This is a genomic window from Streptomyces sp. NPDC054961 (genome assembly GCF_053609145.1).
Genome location: NZ_JBSGWY010000013.1, coordinates 1 through 21,085, shown reverse-complemented (window position 1 = coordinate 21,085; position 21,085 = coordinate 1). Strand labels below are relative to the sequence as shown.

The 21,085-nt window shown below is 70.8% G+C and carries 18 protein-coding genes and 1 pseudogene; 10 read left to right on the top strand and 9 right to left on the bottom strand.

Features of this window, described 5'->3' with window-relative positions; translation table 11 throughout:
* Positions 1-73 precede the first annotated feature (73 nt).
* The 3 genes from ACWF9Z_RS14585 (at position 74) to ACWF9Z_RS14575 (ending at position 2,130) form a co-directional block, all read left to right on the top strand.
* The gene (locus ACWF9Z_RS14585) at positions 74-1,003 is read left to right on the top strand and encodes an AurF N-oxygenase family protein (protein WP_453601871.1); all 930 of its coding nucleotides are present in this window, start codon (positions 74-76) and stop codon (positions 1,001-1,003) included.
* 29 nt (positions 1,004-1,032) lie between these two features.
* Complete coding sequence (locus tag ACWF9Z_RS14580; protein ID WP_453601868.1) at positions 1,033-1,749, top strand: TetR/AcrR family transcriptional regulator; 717 nt, start codon at positions 1,033-1,035, stop codon at positions 1,747-1,749.
* Between the two features lie 96 nt (positions 1,750-1,845).
* Positions 1,846-2,130 carry a hypothetical protein gene (locus ACWF9Z_RS14575; RefSeq protein ID WP_453601865.1) on the top strand — a complete coding sequence of 95 codons (285 nt, stop codon included), beginning with the start codon at positions 1,846-1,848 and terminating at the stop codon, positions 2,128-2,130.
* A gap of 35 nt (positions 2,131-2,165) precedes the next feature.
* Here the strand turns inward: ACWF9Z_RS14575 and ACWF9Z_RS14570 are convergent, their stop codons facing one another.
* From ACWF9Z_RS14570 to ACWF9Z_RS14560, 3 genes are all read right to left on the bottom strand, one after another.
* Positions 2,166-3,419 carry a histidine kinase dimerization/phospho-acceptor domain-containing protein gene (locus ACWF9Z_RS14570; protein WP_453601862.1) on the bottom strand — a complete coding sequence of 418 codons (1,254 nt, stop codon included), beginning with the start codon at positions 3,417-3,419 and terminating at the stop codon, positions 2,166-2,168.
* Positions 3,416-4,228, bottom strand: coding sequence for a hypothetical protein (locus tag ACWF9Z_RS14565; RefSeq protein WP_453601859.1), 813 nt, complete (start codon positions 4,226-4,228; stop codon positions 3,416-3,418). The genes ACWF9Z_RS14570 and ACWF9Z_RS14565 overlap by 4 nt, the downstream gene beginning before the upstream one ends.
* A 149-nt stretch (positions 4,229-4,377) precedes the next feature.
* Positions 4,378-5,013: a hypothetical protein gene (locus tag ACWF9Z_RS14560; RefSeq protein ID WP_453601856.1), complete on the bottom strand. Its 636-nt coding sequence runs from the start codon at positions 5,011-5,013 to the stop codon at positions 4,378-4,380.
* A 185-nt stretch (positions 5,014-5,198) separates the two neighbouring features.
* Between ACWF9Z_RS14560 and ACWF9Z_RS14555 the strand changes: the two genes are divergently transcribed.
* Positions 5,199-5,993 carry a nuclease-related domain-containing protein gene (locus ACWF9Z_RS14555; RefSeq protein WP_453601854.1) on the top strand — a complete coding sequence of 265 codons (795 nt, stop codon included), beginning with the start codon at positions 5,199-5,201 and terminating at the stop codon, positions 5,991-5,993.
* 63 nt (positions 5,994-6,056) lie between these two features.
* On the opposite strand, the gene ku is transcribed toward ACWF9Z_RS14555, so the two are convergent.
* Entirely contained in the window at positions 6,057-7,214 is a 1,158-nt protein-coding gene (ku, locus tag ACWF9Z_RS14550) for a non-homologous end joining protein Ku (RefSeq protein WP_453601851.1), read from the bottom strand.
* 31 nt (positions 7,215-7,245) lie between these two features.
* On the opposite strand from ku, the gene ligD reads away from it, so the two are divergent.
* Positions 7,246-8,130, top strand: coding sequence for a non-homologous end-joining DNA ligase (gene ligD, locus ACWF9Z_RS14545; RefSeq protein ID WP_453601848.1), 885 nt, complete (start codon positions 7,246-7,248; stop codon positions 8,128-8,130).
* On the top strand, positions 8,130-9,017 hold the full coding sequence (locus tag ACWF9Z_RS14540) for an ATP-dependent DNA ligase (RefSeq protein WP_453602168.1): 888 nt from the start codon (positions 8,130-8,132) through the stop codon (positions 9,015-9,017). The genes ligD and ACWF9Z_RS14540 overlap by 1 nt, the downstream gene beginning before the upstream one ends.
* Before the next feature lie 134 nt (positions 9,018-9,151).
* Here ACWF9Z_RS14540 and ACWF9Z_RS14535 read toward each other — a convergent pair whose 3' ends face one another.
* The 3 genes from ACWF9Z_RS14535 to ACWF9Z_RS14525 all read right to left on the bottom strand — a co-directional run bounded on the left by ACWF9Z_RS14535 (position 9,152) and on the right by ACWF9Z_RS14525 (position 11,759).
* Positions 9,152-9,577, bottom strand: a complete 426-nt coding sequence (locus ACWF9Z_RS14535; protein ID WP_453601846.1) for a DUF6479 family protein — start codon at positions 9,575-9,577, stop codon at positions 9,152-9,154.
* 196 nt (positions 9,578-9,773) lie between these two features.
* Complete coding sequence (locus tag ACWF9Z_RS14530) at positions 9,774-10,757, bottom strand: XdhC family protein (protein ID WP_453601843.1); 984 nt, start codon at positions 10,755-10,757, stop codon at positions 9,774-9,776.
* Positions 10,758-11,195: 438 nt separating this feature from the next.
* Entirely contained in the window at positions 11,196-11,759 is a 564-nt protein-coding gene (locus ACWF9Z_RS14525; protein ID WP_453601841.1) for a hypothetical protein, read from the bottom strand.
* A 1,277-nt stretch (positions 11,760-13,036) separates the two neighbouring features.
* Here ACWF9Z_RS14525 and ACWF9Z_RS14520 point away from each other — a divergent pair.
* A complete protein-coding gene (locus ACWF9Z_RS14520) occupies positions 13,037-15,514 on the top strand; it encodes a helicase-associated domain-containing protein (protein ID WP_453601838.1) in 2,478 nt (825 codons plus the stop codon).
* Between the two features lie 280 nt (positions 15,515-15,794).
* Complete coding sequence (locus ACWF9Z_RS14515) at positions 15,795-16,247, top strand: hypothetical protein (protein ID WP_453601835.1); 453 nt, start codon at positions 15,795-15,797, stop codon at positions 16,245-16,247.
* A gap of 199 nt (positions 16,248-16,446) precedes the next feature.
* Here ACWF9Z_RS14515 and ACWF9Z_RS14510 read toward each other — a convergent pair whose 3' ends face one another.
* Positions 16,447-16,635, bottom strand: a complete 189-nt coding sequence (locus ACWF9Z_RS14510) for a hypothetical protein (protein WP_453601832.1) — start codon at positions 16,633-16,635, stop codon at positions 16,447-16,449.
* Between the two features lie 278 nt (positions 16,636-16,913).
* On the bottom strand, positions 16,914-18,473 hold the full coding sequence (locus tag ACWF9Z_RS14505; RefSeq protein ID WP_453601829.1) for an ATP-dependent nuclease: 1,560 nt from the start codon (positions 18,471-18,473) through the stop codon (positions 16,914-16,916).
* 543 nt (positions 18,474-19,016) lie between these two features.
* Between ACWF9Z_RS14505 and ACWF9Z_RS14500 the strand changes: the two are divergent.
* Positions 19,017-20,054, top strand: a pseudogene (locus ACWF9Z_RS14500) (tyrosine-type recombinase/integrase); the annotation flags it as partial.
* 524 nt (positions 20,055-20,578) lie between these two features.
* Positions 20,579-21,085 (top strand): beta family protein (locus ACWF9Z_RS14495; protein ID WP_453601826.1); only part of this gene is annotated, 507 nt, incomplete at its 3' end.

Sequence of the window (21,085 nt, the reverse complement as noted above, 5' to 3'; positions counted from 1 at the left end):
TGAACCCCTGGTCGCTCCGGGAACCCCTGCGGGCGACCACCGCCGGCAATCCACTCGTGAGGTGTCCGAAGTCATGACGACCGTGACCGACAGGGCGGAGCTGCGCGACGCGCTCGGCCTGCTCAAGGACCGCGAACAGACAGCCGAACGACTCCTCGAATCCTCGGCCAAGCACTCCTTCGACCCGGACAGGGAACTCGACTGGGACGCCCCGCCCATCGAGGGCAAGTACTACTGGCCGCCCGAGCTGCTCTCCCTCTACGACACCCCGCTCTGGAAGAAGATGGGCGAGGAGCAGCGCATCGAACTCTCCCGCCACGAAGCGGCGGCGCTCGCCTCGCTCGGCATCTGGTTCGAGATCATCCTCATGCAACTGCTGGTCCGGCACATCTACGACAAGTCGCTGACCAGCAATCACGTCCGTTACGCGCTCACCGAGATAGCCGACGAGTGCCGCCACTCGATGATGTTCGCCCGCATGATCAAGACGGGCGGGGCCCCCGCGTACCCGGTCTCCCGCGCCAACCACAACCTCGCCCGGGTCCTCAAGACCATCTCCACCACCCCCGGCTCCTTCGCCTGCACCCTCCTCGGCGAGGAGATCCTCGACTGGATGCAGCGGCTGACCTTCCCGGACGAGCGCATCCAGCCCCTCGTGCGCGGAGTCACCCGCATCCACGTCATCGAGGAGGCGCGCCACGTCCGCTACGCCCGCGAGGAACTGCGCCGCCAGATGCTCACCGCCCCGCGCTGGGAGCAGGAGCTCACCCGCGTCAGCTGCGGCCAGGCGGCCCGTGTCTTCGCGGTCGCCTTCGTCAACCCCCAGGTCTACGACAACGTCGGCCTGGACCGGCGCGAGGCGCTCGCCCAGGCCAAGGCCAGCGGCCACCGCCGTGAGGTCATGCAGACCGGGGCGAAGCGGCTCACCGACTTCCTCGACGACATCGGCGTGATGCGCGGGGTCGGCCGCCGGATGTGGAAGAGCTCGGGGCTCCTCGCCTGACGGCCACCGGGTGGCACTACCCTGCGGACATGAGAGCCGTACCGGCGTACCGCAGGCTGAAGGCCGACGAGCGGCGGGCCCAGCTCCTCGACGCGGCCCTGACGCTCTTCGCGCACCGGGCACCGGAGGACGTCTCGCTGCGCGACGTGGCCGCGGCCGCCGGTGTCTCGCGCCCCCTCGTCCACCGCTACTTCCCCGGCGGGAAGCAGCAGCTCTACGAGGCCGCCCTGGGCTCGGCGGCCGACATCCTGCGGCTCTGCTTCGCCGAACCCCAGGCCGGTCCGCTCACCCGGCGGCTCTCCCGGGCCCTGGACCGGTACCTGGCCTTCGTCGGCGAGCACGACGCCGGCTTCTCCGCCCTCCTCCAGGGCGGCAGCGTGGTCGAGACCTCCCGCACCACCGCCACCGTCGACGGCATCCGCCGGGCCGCGGCCGAGGCGATCCTCCTGCACCTCGGCGTCCCGGCGCCCGGTCCGAGGCTGCGGATGATGGTGCGTACGTGGATCACCGCGGTCGAAGCCGCCTCGCTGATCTGGATCGACGAGGGCAAACAGCCGGAGGTCTCCTCGCTCCGGGACTGGCTGGTGGACCAGTTCATCGCCCTGCTGACGGCGACGGCCGCCACCGACCCGGAGACGGCCGCGGCGTCCCGCGCGGCCCTGGCCCTCGAATCCGCGGACGGCCCGGTCGGGGTCCTGGCGCGCCGGGTGATCCCCCTGGTCTCGGAGGCGGCCCACCTGCTGTGACCCGGGGGCGCCGGGCCCGCGCGGCCACCGGGGCCGTCCTGGTCGCCGGGGCCGCCGTGGCGGGAGGCGCGCGGCCGGAGCTGTGAGACTGGGGGCGTGAGAAGCCAACCCACCTCCTTCGAGGGCGGCCCGATGGACGGCCGGACCCTCTCGATCATCCTCGGCCCGACCGGCCATCCGCCGAAGTGGTACGAGATCCCGGTCCCGGACCCGGACGGCGGCGCCCCGACGGTGCTGCTGTACGAGAGGGTCCCGGCGGGGTTCTCCAAGCGCCTGGGCCTCCAGAAGGGCTGGAAGTACGCCCACGTCCCGGACGGCCGCAAGCCGAAGCTCCGCTGGCCCTGGACGAAGCCGACGCCTCCGGCCCCGCCGGCGGACTGACGCCGGCCCCCGGCCGGGGCCGGGGGCCGGGGGCGTCACGTCACCGACGCCTCGGTCAGGGTGAGCACGGCCTCCGCCCCGCCGTCCGCGTCCTGCGCCTGGCGGAAGACCAGCCGAGCTCCGACGGCCCGCGCCTGGCCCATCGCGATCGTCAGGCCCAGCCCGTGCCCCTTGCCCGCGCCCCCGGTCCGGAACCGCTGCGGGCCGTGCTCCACCAGGTAGCCGGGATAGCCGTCGCCGTGGTCCCGTACGGTCACCACCGGCCCGTCCACGGTCAGGACCACCGGCGCCCGGCCGTGCTGGTGGGCATTGGCGACCAGGTTCCCCAGCACCCGCTCCAGGCGCCGCCGGTCCGTCTCCACGTGCGCGTCCCGCACCACGACCACCTCCGTGGCCGTCCCCGAGGCCCGCACCACGCGCCGCGCGAGGCGTCCGAGCTGGTGCAGGTCCGTCTCCACCAGGTCACCGCCCGAGTCGAGCCGGGAGATCTCCAGCAGGTCCTCCGTCAGCTGGCGCATCGTACGGACCCGCTCCTGCACCAGCTCCGTCGCCCGGCTGTCCGGCAGCAGTTCCGAGGCCGCCTGCAGCCCGGTGAGCGGAGTGCGCAGTTCGTGCGCGACGTCCGCCGTGAACCGCTGCTCGCTCAGGAGCTTCGCCTGCAGGCTGCCCGCCATGGTGTCCAGGGCGGCTGCCACCGTCGCCACCTCGTCCTGGTGCCGCGTGGGGTCCTTCGTCCGGGGGTCGTCGACCCGCGCGTCCAGATCGCCCTGGGTGATCCGCCGGGCCACCGTCGCCGTCTGGTGCAGCCGGCGCGTCACCCGGGTCACGGCGAAGGCGCCCAGCAGCAGGGTTCCGCCGATCGCCAGGACCGAGGAGCCGATGATGGCGTTGTCCAGGCCGGTGATGGCCCGCGCGCTCTGCCCGTAGTCGACGGCCGTGGCCAGCGCCTGTCCGTCGGCCGGGGCCGCCGCCCACATCGTCGGCCGGCCCTCGTACTCCGTCACGAGCGTCCCGCGGTGCCCCGACAGGGCCAGCGCCCGCAGCTCCGCGGGCAGGCCGGCCGGATCCAGCCCGGACTCCGCGGGCAGGGCCTCGCCGGCCTCGTAGGCGCGCGAGGCGTCGTTCAGCTTGGCGAGGGCCTTCTCACGGGCCGCGGTAACGGTCTGCCGGGTCACCTCGACGTGCACCAGCGCGCCCAGCACGGCCGCGAGGCCGCAGCACATCACCACGATGAAACAGGCCGACTTCCTGGTCAGCGTGGCCGTCCAGGAGGGCAGCCGCATCCTCACGGGGAGGCTCCGGGGGTGCCGGCGCCGGGTCCGGGGCCCGTCGGGCCCGTCGGACCGGGCGGGTTCGTCGGACCGGGCGGTTTCCTCGAGTCCGCCGGGTCCGGCGAGCCCGTGGCGTTCGGCGGCACGCGGACGATCTGCTCGCGCGCCGGCAGCATCGTGCGCTGCTTCTCGTCCCAGGACCAGGTGGTGTTCACCTCGTAGCCCGCGTTGCCGCTCGGGATGCGCAGGATCACGTCCTGGCCCGCGAGCTCGACGCTGATGACGGTGTCGGTGGTCGCCATGATCCGGTTGAGCCGGCCCTCGGCGTCCGCCGTGTACACCCGTACGGACATCTGCTGATCGGGGAACTCGATGCCGACGATCAGTTCGTCCCGGCCGTTGCCCGTGAGGTCCCGGTAGTACGGCGTCAGCACCGGGCAGGCCTTGGGATCGGCCCCGCTCGTGCCGCACGCCCTGATCGCGTCCGCGGTCTCCTGGGGCATGCCGTCCGGGCCGCTCCCGCCGCCCGGATGGGCCCGCAGCTCCGCCTGCACGAGGGCCACCGGGTCGATCGCGTGCACGTTCTGGTCCTGGACGGGCGCGATGCCCGGCACGTACTCGGGCGGCGCGCCCCCGGGATCGGCGGGCGGTACGAGGGCCCCCTTGCGGCCCGGCCACAGGTGCACGGGCCCGCTCGCGGTCGGGGTCGCCCCGGCGGAGGCCAGATCGCCCTCGTCGCCGCAGCCGGCCGCGAACGGCAGCAGCGCGAGGACCAGGAGGAGCGCCGCCGGCCCGAGGGCGCGGCGGTTCGCGGGGACGGCACTCACGCGGGTGCGGCCTCCTCTCCCGTGACACCGAAAACCGGCCGTGGCCGTGGCTGCGGCCCTGGCTGTGACCATGACCCTGTGGATGTCCACAGTAAGCAGAGGAGCGCCGTTCCCGCCCGGGCGCCCGGACCTCGGGCCGGGGAGTCTGCCTAGGCCTCCGTGCGTCCCCGGCGCAGCATCGCGAACCCCAGCCCCGCGGCGCCCGTCGCCGCGATGGCGCCGCCAGCGGCGAGCAGCAGCACGCCCTCACCGGGTCCGTCGGCCAGGGTGTGCAGGTGCAGCGCGGCGGCGGGACCGGACGCGGCCCCGCCCAGGGGCGCGGAGGCGGGGAGGACCGCGCCGTCCCGGCTCCCGGTCTTGTGTCCGGAGCCGCCGACTCCGTGCTCCGGGACGGGGGTGTCGTCCCCGGTCCACGAGCTCAGCCGTCCGTCCTCGCTCAGCGCGAGGTGCAGTTTCCCGGCGCTGGCGAGGCCGGTGACGCCGTCGCGGCTGGTGACGGTGGCGGCCCGGGAGCCGTCGGCGGTCAGGACCTCGGCCTGATAGGCGTCCTCGGCCGTGCGGTAGACGTTCGCCGTGGAGGAGCCGTCCGCGAGGGACAGGGTCTTGACCAGGGTCCGCTGGGGGGCCGCCGCGGCTCCGGCCGCGTGCGCGGAGGAAGCCGCCGGCACACCCTCCGCGAGCGCGGCGGCCGTCGGGAGGGCCAGCAGGGCCCCGGCGCAGGCGGCCACCGCCGTGGCACGGACGAGAGTGAGGCTGCTGTACCTGCTGCGGCTCACGGTGCTCACGGGGCGTCCTTCGGTGCGGGTCAGGCCCTGGTACGTCCAGGTGGGACCAACGTAAGCACCGGCCGTTGCGATACCGCGTTGCTTGTGTAACAGCCGCACGGCAGCGACCCGACGGAGTCGTTACACAACCGGGGGATTGCCGCCGGGCGCCCGGGCTGCTCCCATGGACGGCGGGGGTGAGGACCATGGTGACGCGGGGACTCAGGGTGACGCCGAGCGGGCGGCCCGGCCGGGGCCGGTTGTACGTGAACCTGCCCGACGGCCGGGCGGTGGCCTGGTACGACCGGCGGGCCAACCGGATCAGCGTGCTGGCGGACGAGCGCCGGGAGGAGATCCTGACGGCCCTGCGCCCGTACCTGAACGGGACCGTGGCCATCGGCCCGCCTCCCGTTCCCACGGCCGCCGACCTGCTCCGGCTGGCGCTGGCGCCCGACGACGACCTGGCGCCGAACCGCCCGGGGGAGGCGCTGATCGGCGAGCTCACCCACGGCTCCGCGAGCGCCCGCGCCCGCCACCGGCTCCGCCAGGAGCTGACGGCGCGGCAGCGGATCGGCGAGGTGCTGGACGGGCTTCCGGAGCCCGAGGAGTGGCGGGTCCTCCACTCCATAGGCGACGTCGCCGACCACCTGGTGATCGGCCCGCCGGGCGTGTTCTGCGTCCGCACGGTCCCGGGCCGCCGACAGCGCGCGGTGGCGGGCGACCTGCTCCTCACGCTGGGCCGCGCCGAACCCCGCCCGGAGCCCCGCACGGCCCGGCGCGCGGCGGCGTACGCGACCCGGGCGCTCTCGGCGACGGTCACCCCGATCCTGGCGGTGGTCGACGCGGTCCGCGTGGAGGTGGCGCCGTCGCTGCGCGACGTGCGGGTACTGACACCGGCGACGCTGGGGCCGTTCCTGACGGGATCCGCCGGGGTCCTCAAGGCCCCCGACGTGGAAGCCCTGTTCGCGTCCGCGCGGGACCGCGGCACCTGGGCCCCGTAGGCGGGGGCCTTGGGGGCAGGGGCTCGGGGCGAGGGCTCGTAGGGGCGGGGGCCCGTAGGGCGGTCAGGCGGAGGAACGCTTGCGGGGCGCCGCCGTCTTCTTGGCCGTTGACCCCGCCTGTGACTGAGCCTGTGCCTGCGCCTTCGCGGACGTGGTCTTCCGCGCCGCGCCCGAAGCGGTCGTCTTCGCCGTCGTCCTCGCCGTCGACTTCGCCGCCGTCGTCTTCGACGTCTTCTTCGCCGCCGAGGCCGTGGACTTCTTGCCGCCCGTCGCCTTCGAGCCGGCGGCCCCGGCAGAGGAGGACGCCGTCGACTTCTTTCCGCCCGACGCCTTCGGGGCAGCGGCTCCGGAGGCCGCCGTCCGCTTCCGCCGGATCGGGGTCACGTCCGCCGACGGCCGGTCGCCGGATGCGGGCTCCGCCACGGACCCCGCCGCGGAGCCCGCCCGCGAGGCCTTCGCCGCCCGCACGCTGTTCTCCAACGCCGCCATCAGGTCGATGACCTGGCCCCCGGCCTCCGGCGGCCCCGCCGCGGCCGCCGGCGCGCCGCCGCCCGCCTTCGCCGCGATCATCGCCTCCACCGCCTCGCGGTAGTCGTCGTGCAACGAGGCCATCTCCACCTCACCCAGCGTCGCCATCAGCGCGTCCGCCAGGTCGAGTTCGGCCTCCCGGACCGACACCGCGCCCTCCGGCGCGACCCCCTCCGGCACCCGGATCTCGTCCGGCCACAGCAGGCCGTGCATCGCGATCACATCGTCGACGACCCGCAGCATCCCCAGCCGCTCCCGCCCCCGCAGCGCGTACTTCGCGATGGCCACCTTCCGGCTCCGCTTCAGTGCCTCCCGCAGCAGCGTGTACGGCTTGGCGGCCGTCGCCCCGTTCGCCGCGAGGTAGTACGCCGAGTCCATCTGGAGCGGATCGATCTCGTCGGCCGGTACGAACGACACGATCTCGATCGTCTTCGCCGTGGCGATCGGCAGCTGCGCCAGGTCCTCGTCCGTGATCGGGATGACGGACCCGTCCGCCTCCTCGTACCCCTTGCCGATCTCGGCACTGGAGACCTCCTCCCCGTCCAGCTCGCACACCTTGCGGTAGCGGACGCGGCCGCTGTCGCTGAGGTGGATCTGGCGGAAGGAGATCGAGTGGCTCTCGGTGGCGTTCACGAGCTTGATCGGAATGCTGACCAACCCGAAGGAGATCGCCCCGTTCCAAATGGATCGCACGGTTCCTCCTGTTTCGTGGCAATCTCATCGTATGACGCCGATCACCATGGTGGAGGGGCGTCGCATCGCGCTCAGCAATCTCGACAAGGTCCTGTACCCCGAGACCGGCTTCACCAAGGGCGAGGTGCTGCACTACTACGCCACCGTCGCCGGTCCGCTGCTGGCCCACGTCCACGACCGGCCGGTGTCCTTCCTGCGCTATCCCGACGGCCCGGACGGCCAGCTCTTCTTCACGAAGAATCCGCCGCCCGGTACCCCCGCCTGGGTGAAGACCACCCCCGTTCCCCGCTCCGAGGACCCCCGGGCGGAGCAGGTGGTCGTCGCCGACCTGGCCTCCCTCATGTGGGCCGCCAACCTCGTCGTCGAGTTCCACACCCCCCAGTGGCCGGCCGGCGCCCCCGCGCTGGCCGACCGGATGATCATCGACCTCGACCCCGGCCCGCCCGCCACCGCCCTCGAATGCTGCGCGGTCGCCCTGTGGCTGCGCGACCGCCTCGCCGCCGACGGCCTCGACGCCTACGCCAAGACCTCCGGCTCCAAGGGCCTCCACCTGGCCGCCCCCCTGGAGCCGACCCCCTCCGAGCGGGTGGCGGCGTACGCGAAGGCCCTCGCCCAGGAGGCCGAACGCGCGCTCCCCGCCCTCGTCGTCCACCGGATGACCAAATCGCTGCGCCCCGGCAAGGTCTTCGTCGACCACAGCCAGAACGCCGCCGCCAAGACCACGGCCGCCCCGTACACCCTGCGCGCCCGCACCCTGCCCACCGTCTCCACGCCCGTCTCGTGGGCCGAGGTGGAAGGCTGCCGGACCCCCGCCGACCTGGTCTTCCTCGCCGACGACGTACCGCCCCGGCTGGCCCGCGACGGGGATCTGTTCGGCCCCCTGACCGACCCCGCCCGCGCCGGGCGGCTGCCGTGATCACCGTCGCGCTGGCCACCGCCGTACGGAGCCTGCCGCGCGCGCCGGGACTGGCGTACGAGCCCAAGTTCGACGGCCACCGCCTCGTCGTCGTGCGCACCCTGGAGGGCGTGACCCTCCAGGCCCGTTCCGGCCGCATCGTCACCGAGGCCTTCCCCGATCTGGCCGCGGCCGCCCGGCAGTTGCCCGCCGGGACCGTGCTTGACGGGGAGGTGGTCGTCTGGCACGCGGGCCGCACCGAATTCGCGCTCGTCCAGCGCCGCGCGGCGGCCGCCTCCGCCACCCGGGCCGCGGTGCTGGCGCAGACCCTGCCGGCCTCGTACGCGGCGTTCGACGTCCTGGAGCTCGCCGGGCTGGACCTGCGCGCCCGGCCGTACGAGCGCAGGCGCGCGCTCCTCGTCGACCTGCTGACGCCGCTGGGGCCGCCGCTCCAGCCGGTGCCGATGACGACCGACCCCGAGCTCGCGGAGACCTGGTACGAGACGCTGCCGGCCAGCGGCATCGAGGGACTGGTCGTCAAGCGGATGGACCAGGCGTATCCGGCCGGGCGGCGCGCCTGGCAGAAGCTCCGGCACACGAACGTCCGCGACGCGGCGGTCATCGGATACACCGGCACCGCGCGGCGGCCGCTCGCGCTCGTCCTGGTCCTTCCGGTCGGGGACGAGGCCCCGATCGTGTCCAGCCCGCTGACGGCGGCGCTGCGGGCGGACGTGGCGGCGGCGCTGGCCGCCGGGTCCGCGCCGGCGGCCGCCGGCGGCACCGTGACGGCGATCGGGGTCGGCGAGGTCCCCTTCCACCTGCTGGACCCGCCCCTGACGGCCGAGGTCCGCCACACCTCGGCCCGCCACCCCCCGCCGGAGGTGCTCCGGCTCCGGACGGACCTCTGACCCGCGCGGACGCGGGTCAGAGGTCCGGGGCAGGGCGCTCGGGTGGCGGTGGGCGGGTGGCGGTGGGCGGTGAGGAGTGGGGCGAGGCTGAGGGGGGAGGGGGAGGGGGAGGGGCGGAAGGCCGGCCCCGGGCCTCAGACGGGCTTCATCCCGCCCGGCGGCGGCGGCGGAGGAGGGGTCGGGGGCTGGGCCTGGGCCTGGGGGTCGTGAGGCCTCGGATGGGGGTGCTCGTAGCCGGATTCCCGCTCGGCGCGGGCATCTTCGGGGTGGCTGTGCGTGCGGGAGCCGAAGTTCCCGTACCCCTGCATCTCGTGCGGGCGCAGGCCGCGCTCGGGGAACTCGACGTACTCCCGCTCCTCGCTCACCTCGTGCACCGCACCGCCTTCGGGCAGGTGGGGCTGGCTCTCGGGAGTGGGGGGCGCGGGTTCGTGTTCCCGTACCCGTTTGCCCAGCATGAATCCGCCGAGCAGGACGCCGACGACGATGAGCCCGATAAACAGAAACCACACGGTGTGGGTCACCGTGCTGTCCAGCGCGAGGGAGGCCAGGGTCGTGTTCATGCATCCTATTTTCCCGCATTCCTCCGCAATTCACCTGGCCGGTGACAGTGGGGCGGCCCTGCCTCCGCAGGCGGAGGCCCCCACGGACCCGAGGACGGGCGCCGCTCCGGCGCCCCCGCCACCCCGGCTCCGCCACCCCGGCCAGCTCCTCGGCGGTACCTCCGTTACCCCCGCTGCCCCCGTTCCGACGCCCCCGCTAGCCCCTCAGCGGTCCGTCGGAATCCCGTACCCCCCGCACGTCCCGGCCCCCGAGGACCGCCAGGATCTCGGCGCAGATGGCCAGCGCCGTCTCCGCCGGGGTGTGGGCTCCCAGGTCCAGGCCGATCGGCCCGTGCACCGTCCGCAGCCGGGCCTCGCTCACCCCGGCCGCGAGCAGCCCCTCCCGGCGCCGTGCGGTCGTTTTGCGGGACCCGAGTGCACCCACATAGGGGATCCCGAGTGCGAGCGCGGTGCGCAGCGTGGGCACGTCGAAGTCGGGGTCGTGGCTGAGCATCGCCAGGCAGGCGGCGTCCCGCCGGGCCCGGAGCAGCCTCTCCGCCTCGGGGACCGCGTCGACCCGGGCGACGTCCCACCCGAGGAGGGTGGCCTGCGCCTCGATGACCTCGGAGAGTTCCCCGGTCCCGCCGATCACGACGAAGGGGGCCGAGGGGTACGCCTCCACGAGCACCAGCCCGGACCCGCCGTACAGGGCGTCGCGCCCCGGCCGCCGGGTGGCCAGCAGCTCACCGGCCCGCCGCTCGGCGTCGGTGGCGGGTACGTCCGCTCCCCGGACCACGACGCTGACGGCCCGATCCGCCCGCTCGTTGAGCCGGGTCACGAGGGCGGCCCCGACTCCCTGCCCCAGCAGCTCCCACCACTCGGCGGGAATCGCGCTCAGCGGCTGCAGCAGTACTTCGGCCTGCCCGCCGCACGTCAGCTTCGCCTCGACGGCGTCGTCGGCCCCGACGGACACCTCGCACACCCGCGCGGTGTCCCCGGCCGCCATCGCGGCGGCCTCAGCGGCCAGTTCCGCGTCGAAGACGCCCCGGTAGAGGGCGCCCACGCACTCCCCGCGCGCATCCACGAGCACCGAGCCGGCCGGATCCCGCGGACCGAAGCCCTGCTCGGTCACGGGCCGGGCCAGGTACCCGACGCGGCCCTCGGCCGTCCACCGCTGTGCCGTCTCCACCAGGTCACGCATGGGTTCGCGCCGCCCCTCTCGTCGTCAGAGCACGCCACGGAGCGCCCGGTCAGCGGCGCGCGGTGGCCTCGTGCCCAACCTACGCACCGGCCCATCCCCTCCCCACCCCTCAAAACCCACAGACCCGGCCCCACTTCCTTCGTACGGACCACCGGAAGCGCGGGTACGGCGGTGATCCGGAAAGCGCGGGAGGTGCGGAAAGCGCCGAAGGAAGGGGGCTGCGCGGGGAGGACGCCCCGAGTCCCCGGCGGGGGTGGGCCGTTGACGGGCGAGGCCGCCCTCCCGCGGCGGCCGCGTCCACGGGGCCGGGCCGCTGCCTCACCGCGGGGCGCCCCCCTCGACCATTCCCGCGCGGCCCCGACGCCCGAAGGCCTGCTGTATGGGGGGCGGCCCGCGTCGTCCCGCCCCAAAGCCACAAGCGGAAGCCGGCCCTGAGCTTCACTTCAGGACGGCGTTACCTGCATCGTCAAACGTCACCTCGAACGTCCGCCCATCCCTCGCGATGATGGTGCCCTTCCCTGTCCACTCCTCTTTCTTTCCGTTCTGATCCGTGGTGACGATCTTGATGGAATAGTCGACTTCTGAGCCCTCGTCTTCTTTGTTGAATTCGAAAGTGGCGCTGTTTTCGGAGCTGCCGACGCTCACGTCGAGGGGCACGGTGATGCCTCCGACGGTGATTTCGTCATGCTCGCTCGCAGCTCCGTCCGCGAGGGCGCTGGTGACATACACGGAAATCCCGGAGGACGGCACGTCCGTTGAAGTGGCAACCGTGGGCGGCGAGTCCGGTCCCGTCTTCAAGTCTGCTACGTAAATAAAGCCGAAGATGGCCAGCATGTACGTCGCGATGCTTACCGCCAGAATGGCGATCCTCGGGAGACGCCCAATGCTTCCTTCCAAGGTGATGTGGAACTGAGACGATCCCATGCTTGCCCCGCGCCCTACAATTCCTATGAGCAGGAGAAAGGTGGCAATGACGAGCGTTACTACCGGGAAGAATTCCATAGCCGGCACCCGTCCGTGGCAGGTCATGGGTTCCGATGTGAGCGCATTTACCCAGCGCTGGGGAGGGGATCGCCTCAGTGATCAGGCCGAGCACGCCTCGTCAGAGCGCGTACATGCTCTACCTCTTCACAGTCAACCGCTGTGCAACTGCCGCTGCAACTTGAGTTCCGTGATAATCCATTCTAGAGAAATCGGCGCCGCGATCGCCCCGACGACTGCGGCTGAGCACTGCCGTGGGTCCGAAAGCCCGATGCCCGTAGAACTCGTAGCCCTCGCCCTCGCCCTCACCAGCAATCGGCACACGGCACACGGCACACGGCACACGGCACACGGCGCACGGCGCACGACGCACGGCGCACGGCACCCAGTCCATGACCGGCAGCCACCCCAGTGGTGGTGGGGCCATGCCCCACCCGCCGCTCCTGGTGGCGATGCTCCGCGACCGCGTCAAAGAGCTCTGCACAGCCGGGGCGGCCGCCCCGTCGCCCCGATGACGGGAGGCCCACCCGCATCACAGACCGCCGGAGCTGAAACAACAGGAAGCCGAAACGATCCTGGGCGGGGAAGCCGGCGGGATCCGCCGGCTCGCACGATCGAGGTGTGCAGGGCAGGAAGGAACGAGGACCCCCGATCGCGATGGCCGTTCCCCCGTACCGGCAAAAGGGGTTCGACCCGACGACGGAGCACGCACCCCTCACGCCCGACCGGCGCCCGACAACGACCAAGGCCCGGACTCAGTGGGACTGAGCCCGGGTTGATCGGTCTTGGACGACTTGACGGGGCCGAGCCGTCGGGGGTTGGTGGAACCGGCAGAACAACCCGGAGGTCGACCTGATCGGAGCCGGCCGTGAACCCGTCGCAGGGCAGGTTCACTTCATCGGCTCGGTGAAGTGGCTGGAGTCGCAGTCCTTCGGCCGGCGTGAGTACGACGCCCTGTTGCGGGACATGCTCGCCGTGCCCGGCGCTGGTGGCGGTGTCCCGTTGTGGTGTCGAGGCCGGTCTGCCTCTTGCGGCGCACGGGGGTCCGGAAGACCTTGTTCGTGCCGGCGGTAGTCGGGGAAACCGTCCGGGTGGTCAAGGTGATGCACCCACCCCGGGCGTCCAGTGGCAGGAGACATCGACCGTCCACTGAGAACCTTCCGGGCGTCGAAGCCATAGGTGCGGCGGCAACGTGACGGGCCCGGCGGCGGGAGCCCGTGCCTGCGCTGAGCACGGCGGCCGGGGGGGCGAGGCTGGTTCACCCCCTCGGGGTGACCGGGCGGCGCTAGCCTGGCGGGGTGAACGCGCTTACCGCCCTCGCGAAGTGGCTGGGCACCCTGGACCCCGAGCGGCTGACCTCATTGCTGGAGGAGCGGGATCTGCCGCTCGCCGCAGGGCACCGACGGATCACCACCCTCCGCGAGCTCGCCGAACACCTGCTCACCGACGAGTCGGTGGGCCAGGGCCTGATGGCGGGCACCACCGGAGAACTGGAATTGCTCGCTTCCATCGCCGCCCTCGCCCTGGAGCGCCACGGTCCCGTAGCCGGTGCCGAGGCCGAGGACGGGCCCCTGTATCCGTGGCAACAGCGGAAGCCCGCTGCCGCGGTGGAGCCCGCGGACCGACTGGTGCCCGAGCGGGACGTACTGGCGTGGTTCGAGCCGGGGGAGGAGCGGCGGCGGGCGGAGCACACGCTCGCCCGGCTGCGGGAGCGCGCGCTGCTGCTCCCCGCGCCCAAGGGGAAACTGGCGCTGCCGCCGCTGCTCCACGTCCGGGCAGCTGGGTTCGACGGCTACGGGCGCACCGCCAACCGGCTGCTGACCTGCGCCTACAACGCCCCCGAGGTCAAGCGGATCGCCGTCCGTCTCTTCGGCGAGGGCGCGGCCCGTACCCGCGACCAGGCCCAAGAGCTGATCGTCGCCCTGCTCGCCGATCCCGGCCGGGTGCGGGCACTGGTAGCGGACGCCCCGGGCCGGGCACTGGAACTCCTGGACCACCTGGTCCCCGGCCCGCCCTTGCTGCGGACCCACTGCTTCGTCGGCCGATACGGGGAGCAGTACGCAGGCCCGGACGCCAAGTACGTGTTCCGCGAAGGCGGCAGCGGTGACGAGGGAACCGACTGGCTGGCCGTGCGCGGACTGCTGGTCCCCGTGGGCCTCGACCTGGTCGAGCTTCCGTACGAGGTCGCCCGTGCGCTCCGCGGTGGGGGCGCCGCGCCCAGTCCCCGGCTGGAACCGGAACCCTTCACCGCCACCGCGCCGCTGCGGTCCGGCTGGGAGGGCGAGGTCGGCACGGCCGCCGCGGCGGCCGCCTGGCGGGCCGAACTGGTCCTGCGGGCGCTGGCCGCCCAGCCGGCCGTGATCCGCAAGACGGGCGGGATCGCCGTACGGGACACCCGGCGGCTGGCCAAGGCGGCCGGGGCCGATGAGGCCGGCACCCGGCTGTGGCTGGACCTCGCGGTCAACGCCGGCCTGGCCGCGCCCCAGGACGACGAACCGGCCCCCGCTCCCCGCGGCCGCCGGAACCCCAAGGGCCCCAAGCCCTCCGCCCGTCTGCTGCCGAGCGACCGCTATGACGCCTGGGCGGCCGCCCCTGCCGCGGGAAAGCTGCTCCCGCTGCTGGCCGCCTGGGCTGTGGTCCCCGCAGTGCTCAGCCACTGGCCGGACCCCGACGAGACCCCGGTCGCGCTCGTCAGCCCTCAGGACGAGGACGCAGTGGCCCTGCGCACCGGTGTCCTAGAAGCGCTCGCCGTCCTCCCCGCCGGACACGGGTTGACGGGGGACGCGCGGGGATACACGGAACTGCTGTCCCTGGCCGCGTGGTTCCAGCCCAGCCTGCGCGGCCACCTGGCCGTAGACGACGCCGGGGAGCCGACCGGCCTGGCCGACGTGCTCGACCGCTTGGCGGCCACTCTGGCAGAGGCGGCCCTGCTCGGCGTCGTAGCTCACGGCGCGCTCACCCCCGTCGGGCGGGCCCTGTGCCAGCTGCTGGAGGCGGGAGCCGCCCACCACTACCCGGCAGTGCCCGGCGCGAGCGCCGACCCCGCCGGGCGCGGCTCCGACGGCCTGGGCGAGGACCTCTCCCTCCGCCCCACCCTGGCGCGGGCGGTGACCACCCTCCGCGAGGCCCTGTACGCGGCGCTGCCCGCGCCCAGCGACACGGCCCGGTTCCAGAGCGACCTGACGGCCACGGTCACCGGTGCGCCCGCGCCCGCGCTCGCCGACCTGCTCTCCGCCGTCGGCGACATCGAGTCCGAGGGGCACGCGGTGGTCTGGCGGATCACGGCAACCTCCATCCGCCGGGCCCTGGACGCCGGCTGGAGCGCGGACGAACTCCTCGACCGCCTCACGGAGGCAAGCGAGCGCGACACCCCCCTCCCCCAACCACTGGCCTACACGATCAAGGACACCGCCCGCACCCACGGACAGCTCAAGGTCGTCCGCTCCGCCTGCTGCATCCGCTCGGACGACACCGCCCTGATCGCCGAGGTGGCCCAGGCCCGCGGCCTGGCCAAACTCCGCCTGCGCCGGATCGCCCCCACCGTCCTGATTTCCACGGCCCCGCCGGACGAGACACTGTCGGCCCTCCGCACGGCCGGCTACGCCCCCACCCAGGAAGCCGAAACGGGCACCACCGTCCTCGACCGCGCCCCCACCGACCGCGCCCCGAACCTCCTGCCGACCCTGGACCAGGCTCACCCCATGTACGGCGAACCGGTCCACGGCGTCCCGGCGAGCGCCCGCACGCTGGCCGCAGCGCTCACCGCGGCCAGATAAGGACGGAGGTGTCCGAGGCCGGAGCGAACTCCTGGTGCGGCAGCGGGCAGATCCCCTTTGGAGAAGCCGCGTGCCGAGCTGTCGAGGCCCGTGGAGACTGGTCCGCGTAAACACGACGCAGGCAGCTCAGCTACTGGCTTCGGTCTCCTACGCGGGGACGTGGGACCGCAAGACAGGGGCGTCGACCGGTCGCTCTCCCCGCCGTCATGTACTCCGCAGCCCTCCATCGGAACGAGGCCGCGGGACTGAAGGAACGGGGCTGCCACCTGCCCGAGATGGGGTGGGGGACACCCCCCTCCGCGACACGAATCCCGTCCCCGGCAAGCCGTGGACCGACAACGGCGAGCGCCACGGCCAGCGAGGCCTGAAGTCCCGCGAAGCCAAGCAAGACCGCCCGGTCCCGGTCCCGATCTCACCTCCGCTGGTCGCCATACTCCACGACCACCTGCGCGAGTCCGGCACGACCAGGCCCGGCAGGCAATGCACGAACGAACGCCTCGGCCTGGTCGGCAGCAGCACGTACTGGCGCGCCTGGAAGGACGCCCTCCCACCAGACCTCCAGGAATCCATCCTCGGCGGCCGGCCCTACGACCTCCGGCACACGTCCATCACGACGTGGCTGAACGCCGCGATGTCTGTGGCCGAGGTCGCCCGTCGGGCCGGCAACTCGCCCGAGGTCATCCATCGTGTCCACGAGGGGTGCATCTACGGCAACGACAAAGGCCCGGACTGAGTCCGGGCCTTCATGCTTGGCACTTCAGCTGGTCAGCGACACTTGCACACCTACCAGCTGGAGTGCCCCCGGCAGGATTCGAACCTGCGCACACGGCGCCGGAGGCCCCGTGCGTCTCACGCGTCTCTGCCGGTCAAGCGACTGCGAACCCGGCCACTGGAGTTCCACGTCCGCGTATAGGCCGCAGCCAGCAGATGCCCTACTTCAGTTGATCGACGATGTGCGCAGAGTCGACACCCCTGCGCGAGACAGCTGCGGCGAGGGCGAGCAGGGCTTCAACCTGAGCGCTCGCTATGAGCTGGTCGGGACTGAGCCGGCCCTTCGCCCACTTCTCACTCGCCTCCAACAACTCCTGAGCCTTGTGTGCATGGGCGGTGTAGTCGGCCATGATCCACCTCATCTCCGTTTGGGCTCCACGGTAGCGATTCCCTCATTCTTGGAGCCCTAGTTTGGAAGATCGCGTACCCGCCTATTGCCTGACCTGCCAAGTCGCTGACCTGCGGGTCCATGGGATCTTCGCCGCCGTTCCCCGCTACTCCCCGCTCGCCGCTGCCCAACCGGACACGCGAAGGACACGACGACGATCGGCCTCAGGCGCGACACTCCCAGGAGTCGATGACCCAGCTCTGGTGGTTCGGCGTGTGGCCGGGAGGCGGCTCACCCCGCTTATTCCTTGGCGGATAGGAGATCGTGGCAGGGGCCCCACAAGCCATCGATATCTTCTGGGAACGCGTACGACCATGTAGTGATGAATGCTCGCTGTACCAAGTCCTCGCTTAGGAAATCTAGGTCGTCTCCAATCTGACCAAAAATGTTATGACGATCATGATTCGTGTAGGCCCGCTGAGTCAGAGAATCTCGAACTTTCTCCTGCATGAATGAATCGAGGTGAAGGGAGATGGTGAGTTTACCGAGTAGATTCGGGATGGAATTCAACCCCTCAAGGATTCGATCAATAATGTACGCCTCCGGTGAATCTTCACCAGGAATGTATGTGATGTCGCTCGAATTTACTTTCACGTTTTCAATGGGGGAGGGTTGCGGGATTTTGAGCGTTCTCGGCTCAAACCCTGCTTCGCCTCGCTTGTCTCCGTCGAGCAAGGCGATGGCGTAGAAGCGGCGCGCGGGGCTGGAATTGTGGAAGCGAGTGTGATCCCTAGCGGGCGCTGCGCCTCCGAGCTTATGGATTTCGATTCCCGATCGATCGATTCCATGCTTTTGGCAGTATGTGCGCAGGGAAATGTCTGCAACCATCTCGCCGAATTTATCCTCAGTAAAGATCGCCAGGCGGGCATTGATTTGCCCAGTCAGTGCGCGGAGGGACGCTACGTCGAGTTTCCCCTGCTTGATTTCTCCTCGGTAGGCTACCCAGACTGCCTCGTTGGGAAGTGGAAGCAACGCATCGTTGGAGTGCGTCGTGAAAATCACCTGGCAAGATTTTCTCTTGGCCACCTTGAGCAGGTATTCGACTAGCCGCCTGGTGGCGACCGGATGTAGGCCGTTCTCAATCTCCTCGATGAGGATGAGGGCATTGTCGGCACTTGCTTCGATCTTAGAAACAATCCGGATGACACTTGCTTCGCCTGCCCCGAAATGAAATTCGGAGTACCCGGCGTCATCTCCTGCGGATTGCGATGCGAAGATTGAGAGGTCGCCGCTTCGAGCGTTTACGCGAAGATAATTTGCGGCACCCTTGCCGAGGATTGACTCAACAGCTTCTGCGACGGGTGTGGTGAGCTGCTCTTCGGAGAAGCCTTCAAAAGTGCCGCCAATGAACTTGGATAGCTCTTTCCGTTCGCTCGCCGGAAGCGTTCGACTCACGCCAAAGACGAGCACATCGCGCTCTACGGCATCGCGATTCCATTTCGCTGCAAGGTAACTCGCCGTGCGGCTGATTGTTGTGCTGCTCTGTTCGCGTTTGTCCAGGATCTCGTATTCAACACGCCAGTTTTTCATGCTGTCGTCATACTTGCCGCTCTTGGCGAAGAATTGACGAGGCAGGACTTTGCTGTGGATGAGAGCTGCGGCTCCGAGAATGGTTGTTTTCCCGGCGCCGTTTGGCCCCACGAGTGCGGTTACCGGGAAGTCGAAGGTGACTTCCTTGTTCGTGAAGCCGCGCAACTTCACGAGTCGCACACGCCGAAGGTATTTATCGTAAGCCTTCTTGTTTACGCGAGCGGCAAGGGCGGCGATGTCACTATTGCGGATTTCATTCTTTACCGACATTTATTTTTCCTGTCGCTCGCGATCAGTCAGGAACGCAGTTTACGGCTGTGGCCGTCTCTTCGTTGCCCGAATTAACAGGATCGGCTGAGTAGTTGGGGTCAGTGCTACACATCGCGTGCGGCTGGTGGCTCAGCCGCACAGCGAGCCCTTGCTGTCATCCCGTCTGCCGTCGTCCCACACGGAGTGGTAGCGGGGCAGACGCCAGGGGCCCAGGTGGAGCGCCCTGCTGGACGAACGACCTGGGCCCCTGGCGTCTGGTCTGCTACGGCTTGCCCTGGGACGACGGCAGGCGGGATGACAGCCCCCACCCCGAACCACAACGGACCCGCGGGCGCACGACTGGCCCCCGCATCCCGGAGTCGGAGCGCCCCCGCCGGAGGCGTCAGTCCTGAGGGACAGCTCACCGATCAGGCCGGGCTCATTCAGCCCATCAAGTCCTGAGCCATTGGTGCGCGGCCGGCGGCCCGGGCTGGAGCGGGGCGCAGACAGGAGCGCAGGCCCGGGGCGACGGGCGCGCGACGCCGCCTTGGCGGCGGAAGCGCCCTTGATGATCGACCTGGTCGGCCCGTCGATGCCGAGCTGCGGAAGGCTCTTCGGAACTGGGCCTTCGTCCTGCCCGGTCCGGACAGCAGGGAGCTTCCCCCGGAGATCGGAAACATCCTGCACTGGGTCGGCAAGGCTTCTCGGCCATTGTCAGATCTCACCGACCCGGCCCTCGGGCGTGCGGTCCTCGACTCACTGAAGATCAAATTGGATGGAACGGCGGCGGCTGCCGAGACCGTACGGCGGAAGCGGCGCACCTTGGTCAATGCCCTGCACTACGCAGTGGATCTCGGGGAACTCCGGGAGAACCCGCTCTCGGCGGTTCGCTGGCAGAAACCCAAGGTGTCGAATGAAGTCGATCCTCGAGTGGCGGCGAACCCTGAGCAAGCTCGATCACTCCTTCACGCCGTCTCGTACGTCGGCGGCTACAACCGGGCTCGCGGGCGGCGGCTGGTGGGGCTCTTCGCCCGGATGTACTTCGGGGGCTTCCGGCCGGCTGAGGTTGTGGGGCTGGCTGAGGCAGACCTGACCCTCCCGGGCTCCGGCTGGGGGACGGCACTCCTTCACCGGACCCGGCCGAGCGTCGGTAAGCCGTGGACCGACTCAGGAGAGAGTCATGACGACCGCGGACTGAAGAACCGGCCCACGGAAGACGTACGACGGGTGCCGATTCCTCCGCAGCTCGTGGTCATCCTGCGCGAGCACCTCGACACCTTCGGGACCGCTACAGACGGGCGGCTCTTCTTCAGCGAGGGTGGGGGAGTGGTCTCCTCCTCGACCTACTACCGGGCGTGGCAGGAAGCCCGAGTGCTGGCTCTGCCGCCGGCCGTCGCCGCCTCGCCGCTCGCCCACCGTCCGTATGGCCTGAGGCACTCGGCGCTCTCCACGTGGCTCAATGCCGGTGTCTACCCGACCGAGGTCGCAGAGCGGGCGGGCAACAGCGTGGAGGTGCTGCTCAGTCGGTATGCGAAGTGCCTCGACGGTCGGCAGGAGGTGGCCAACCGGAGGATTGAAGATCTGCTCAGCGAGTACGAGTGATCGCGAGTGACTGGCGATACGCTGCGAGGCCCCTGGACCTGTCCGGGGGCCTTCGGTGTTTCTGCCGCTGACCTGGGGCGATGGACCAAGATCCTGTCCACGAATAGTCCACAGGGTCTGACATAGGGGTGCGCAGGGCCGCAGTTGGCTGCGCATACGCGAAGACCCCACTCTCAGCGTTGCCGCTGATGGCGGGGTCTTTGGGCACTTCTTGCGAAGTGCCCCCGGCAGGATTCGAACCTGCGCACACGGCTCCGGAGGGCATGATCAGGGGCTGCCCGAGTGTGCCTCCTAGCTGCGCAAACGCCCGTTACCCCTATGCCCGCCGGACTTCTCACGCGCCCCTCACGCGTTCTGCTGCTCAGCACGCGGTCGCCGGGCATGCCCCCGGGTCATCGCTCTTGGGGGAGAATCGGCCTGATGGCTGATTTGCATCTCTATCTGAGACGGCGGGTTCTCGTCACACTCTGCTTGGAGTGAGCGAGATATCCATTGGCTGGTGCTGAACGCGCTGGGGGAAGCCGTTGGCATACGTTCCGATACTCAAAGGTAAGGCAGGAGAGTTCTCGGCCCTTGAGCACGTTACGCCGGCGGTTCGCTCATGCATCCGCCCCGTCATGGAGCTGGTCCCTGACCCAGACGTGCGGGATGTTCTGGAGACCTTCTGTGACCGCGCGATGGACGCAGTACCGAAGGGCGCTGTCCTGACTGTGGACTGTGGAGCCCTGCCCACGGCACGAGTACGGGAGGGCGATGCTGGTGGCCCTATGGCCCGTCTCAGTGAGTCTCTCGGCCTCCGTGGCGTGGCCATGTGCCCGGTTGTCCGGCACACGGACTCGCGAGACGTCCTGGCGGAGGCTTCACAGGCGATCGTTCTGCACCAAAGTGGCGTCTGCCTACGTGTGTCCGTTGCCGCCGACATGCCGGACTCCCCTCCTAAGGGCTGTCCCGTAAATGATCTTTGGGTGGGCCTGGGCGTGGCTGTTCGCTGTGTGGCTTGTCCGTCTATCCGGCGAGGGCGAGGTTGTGCA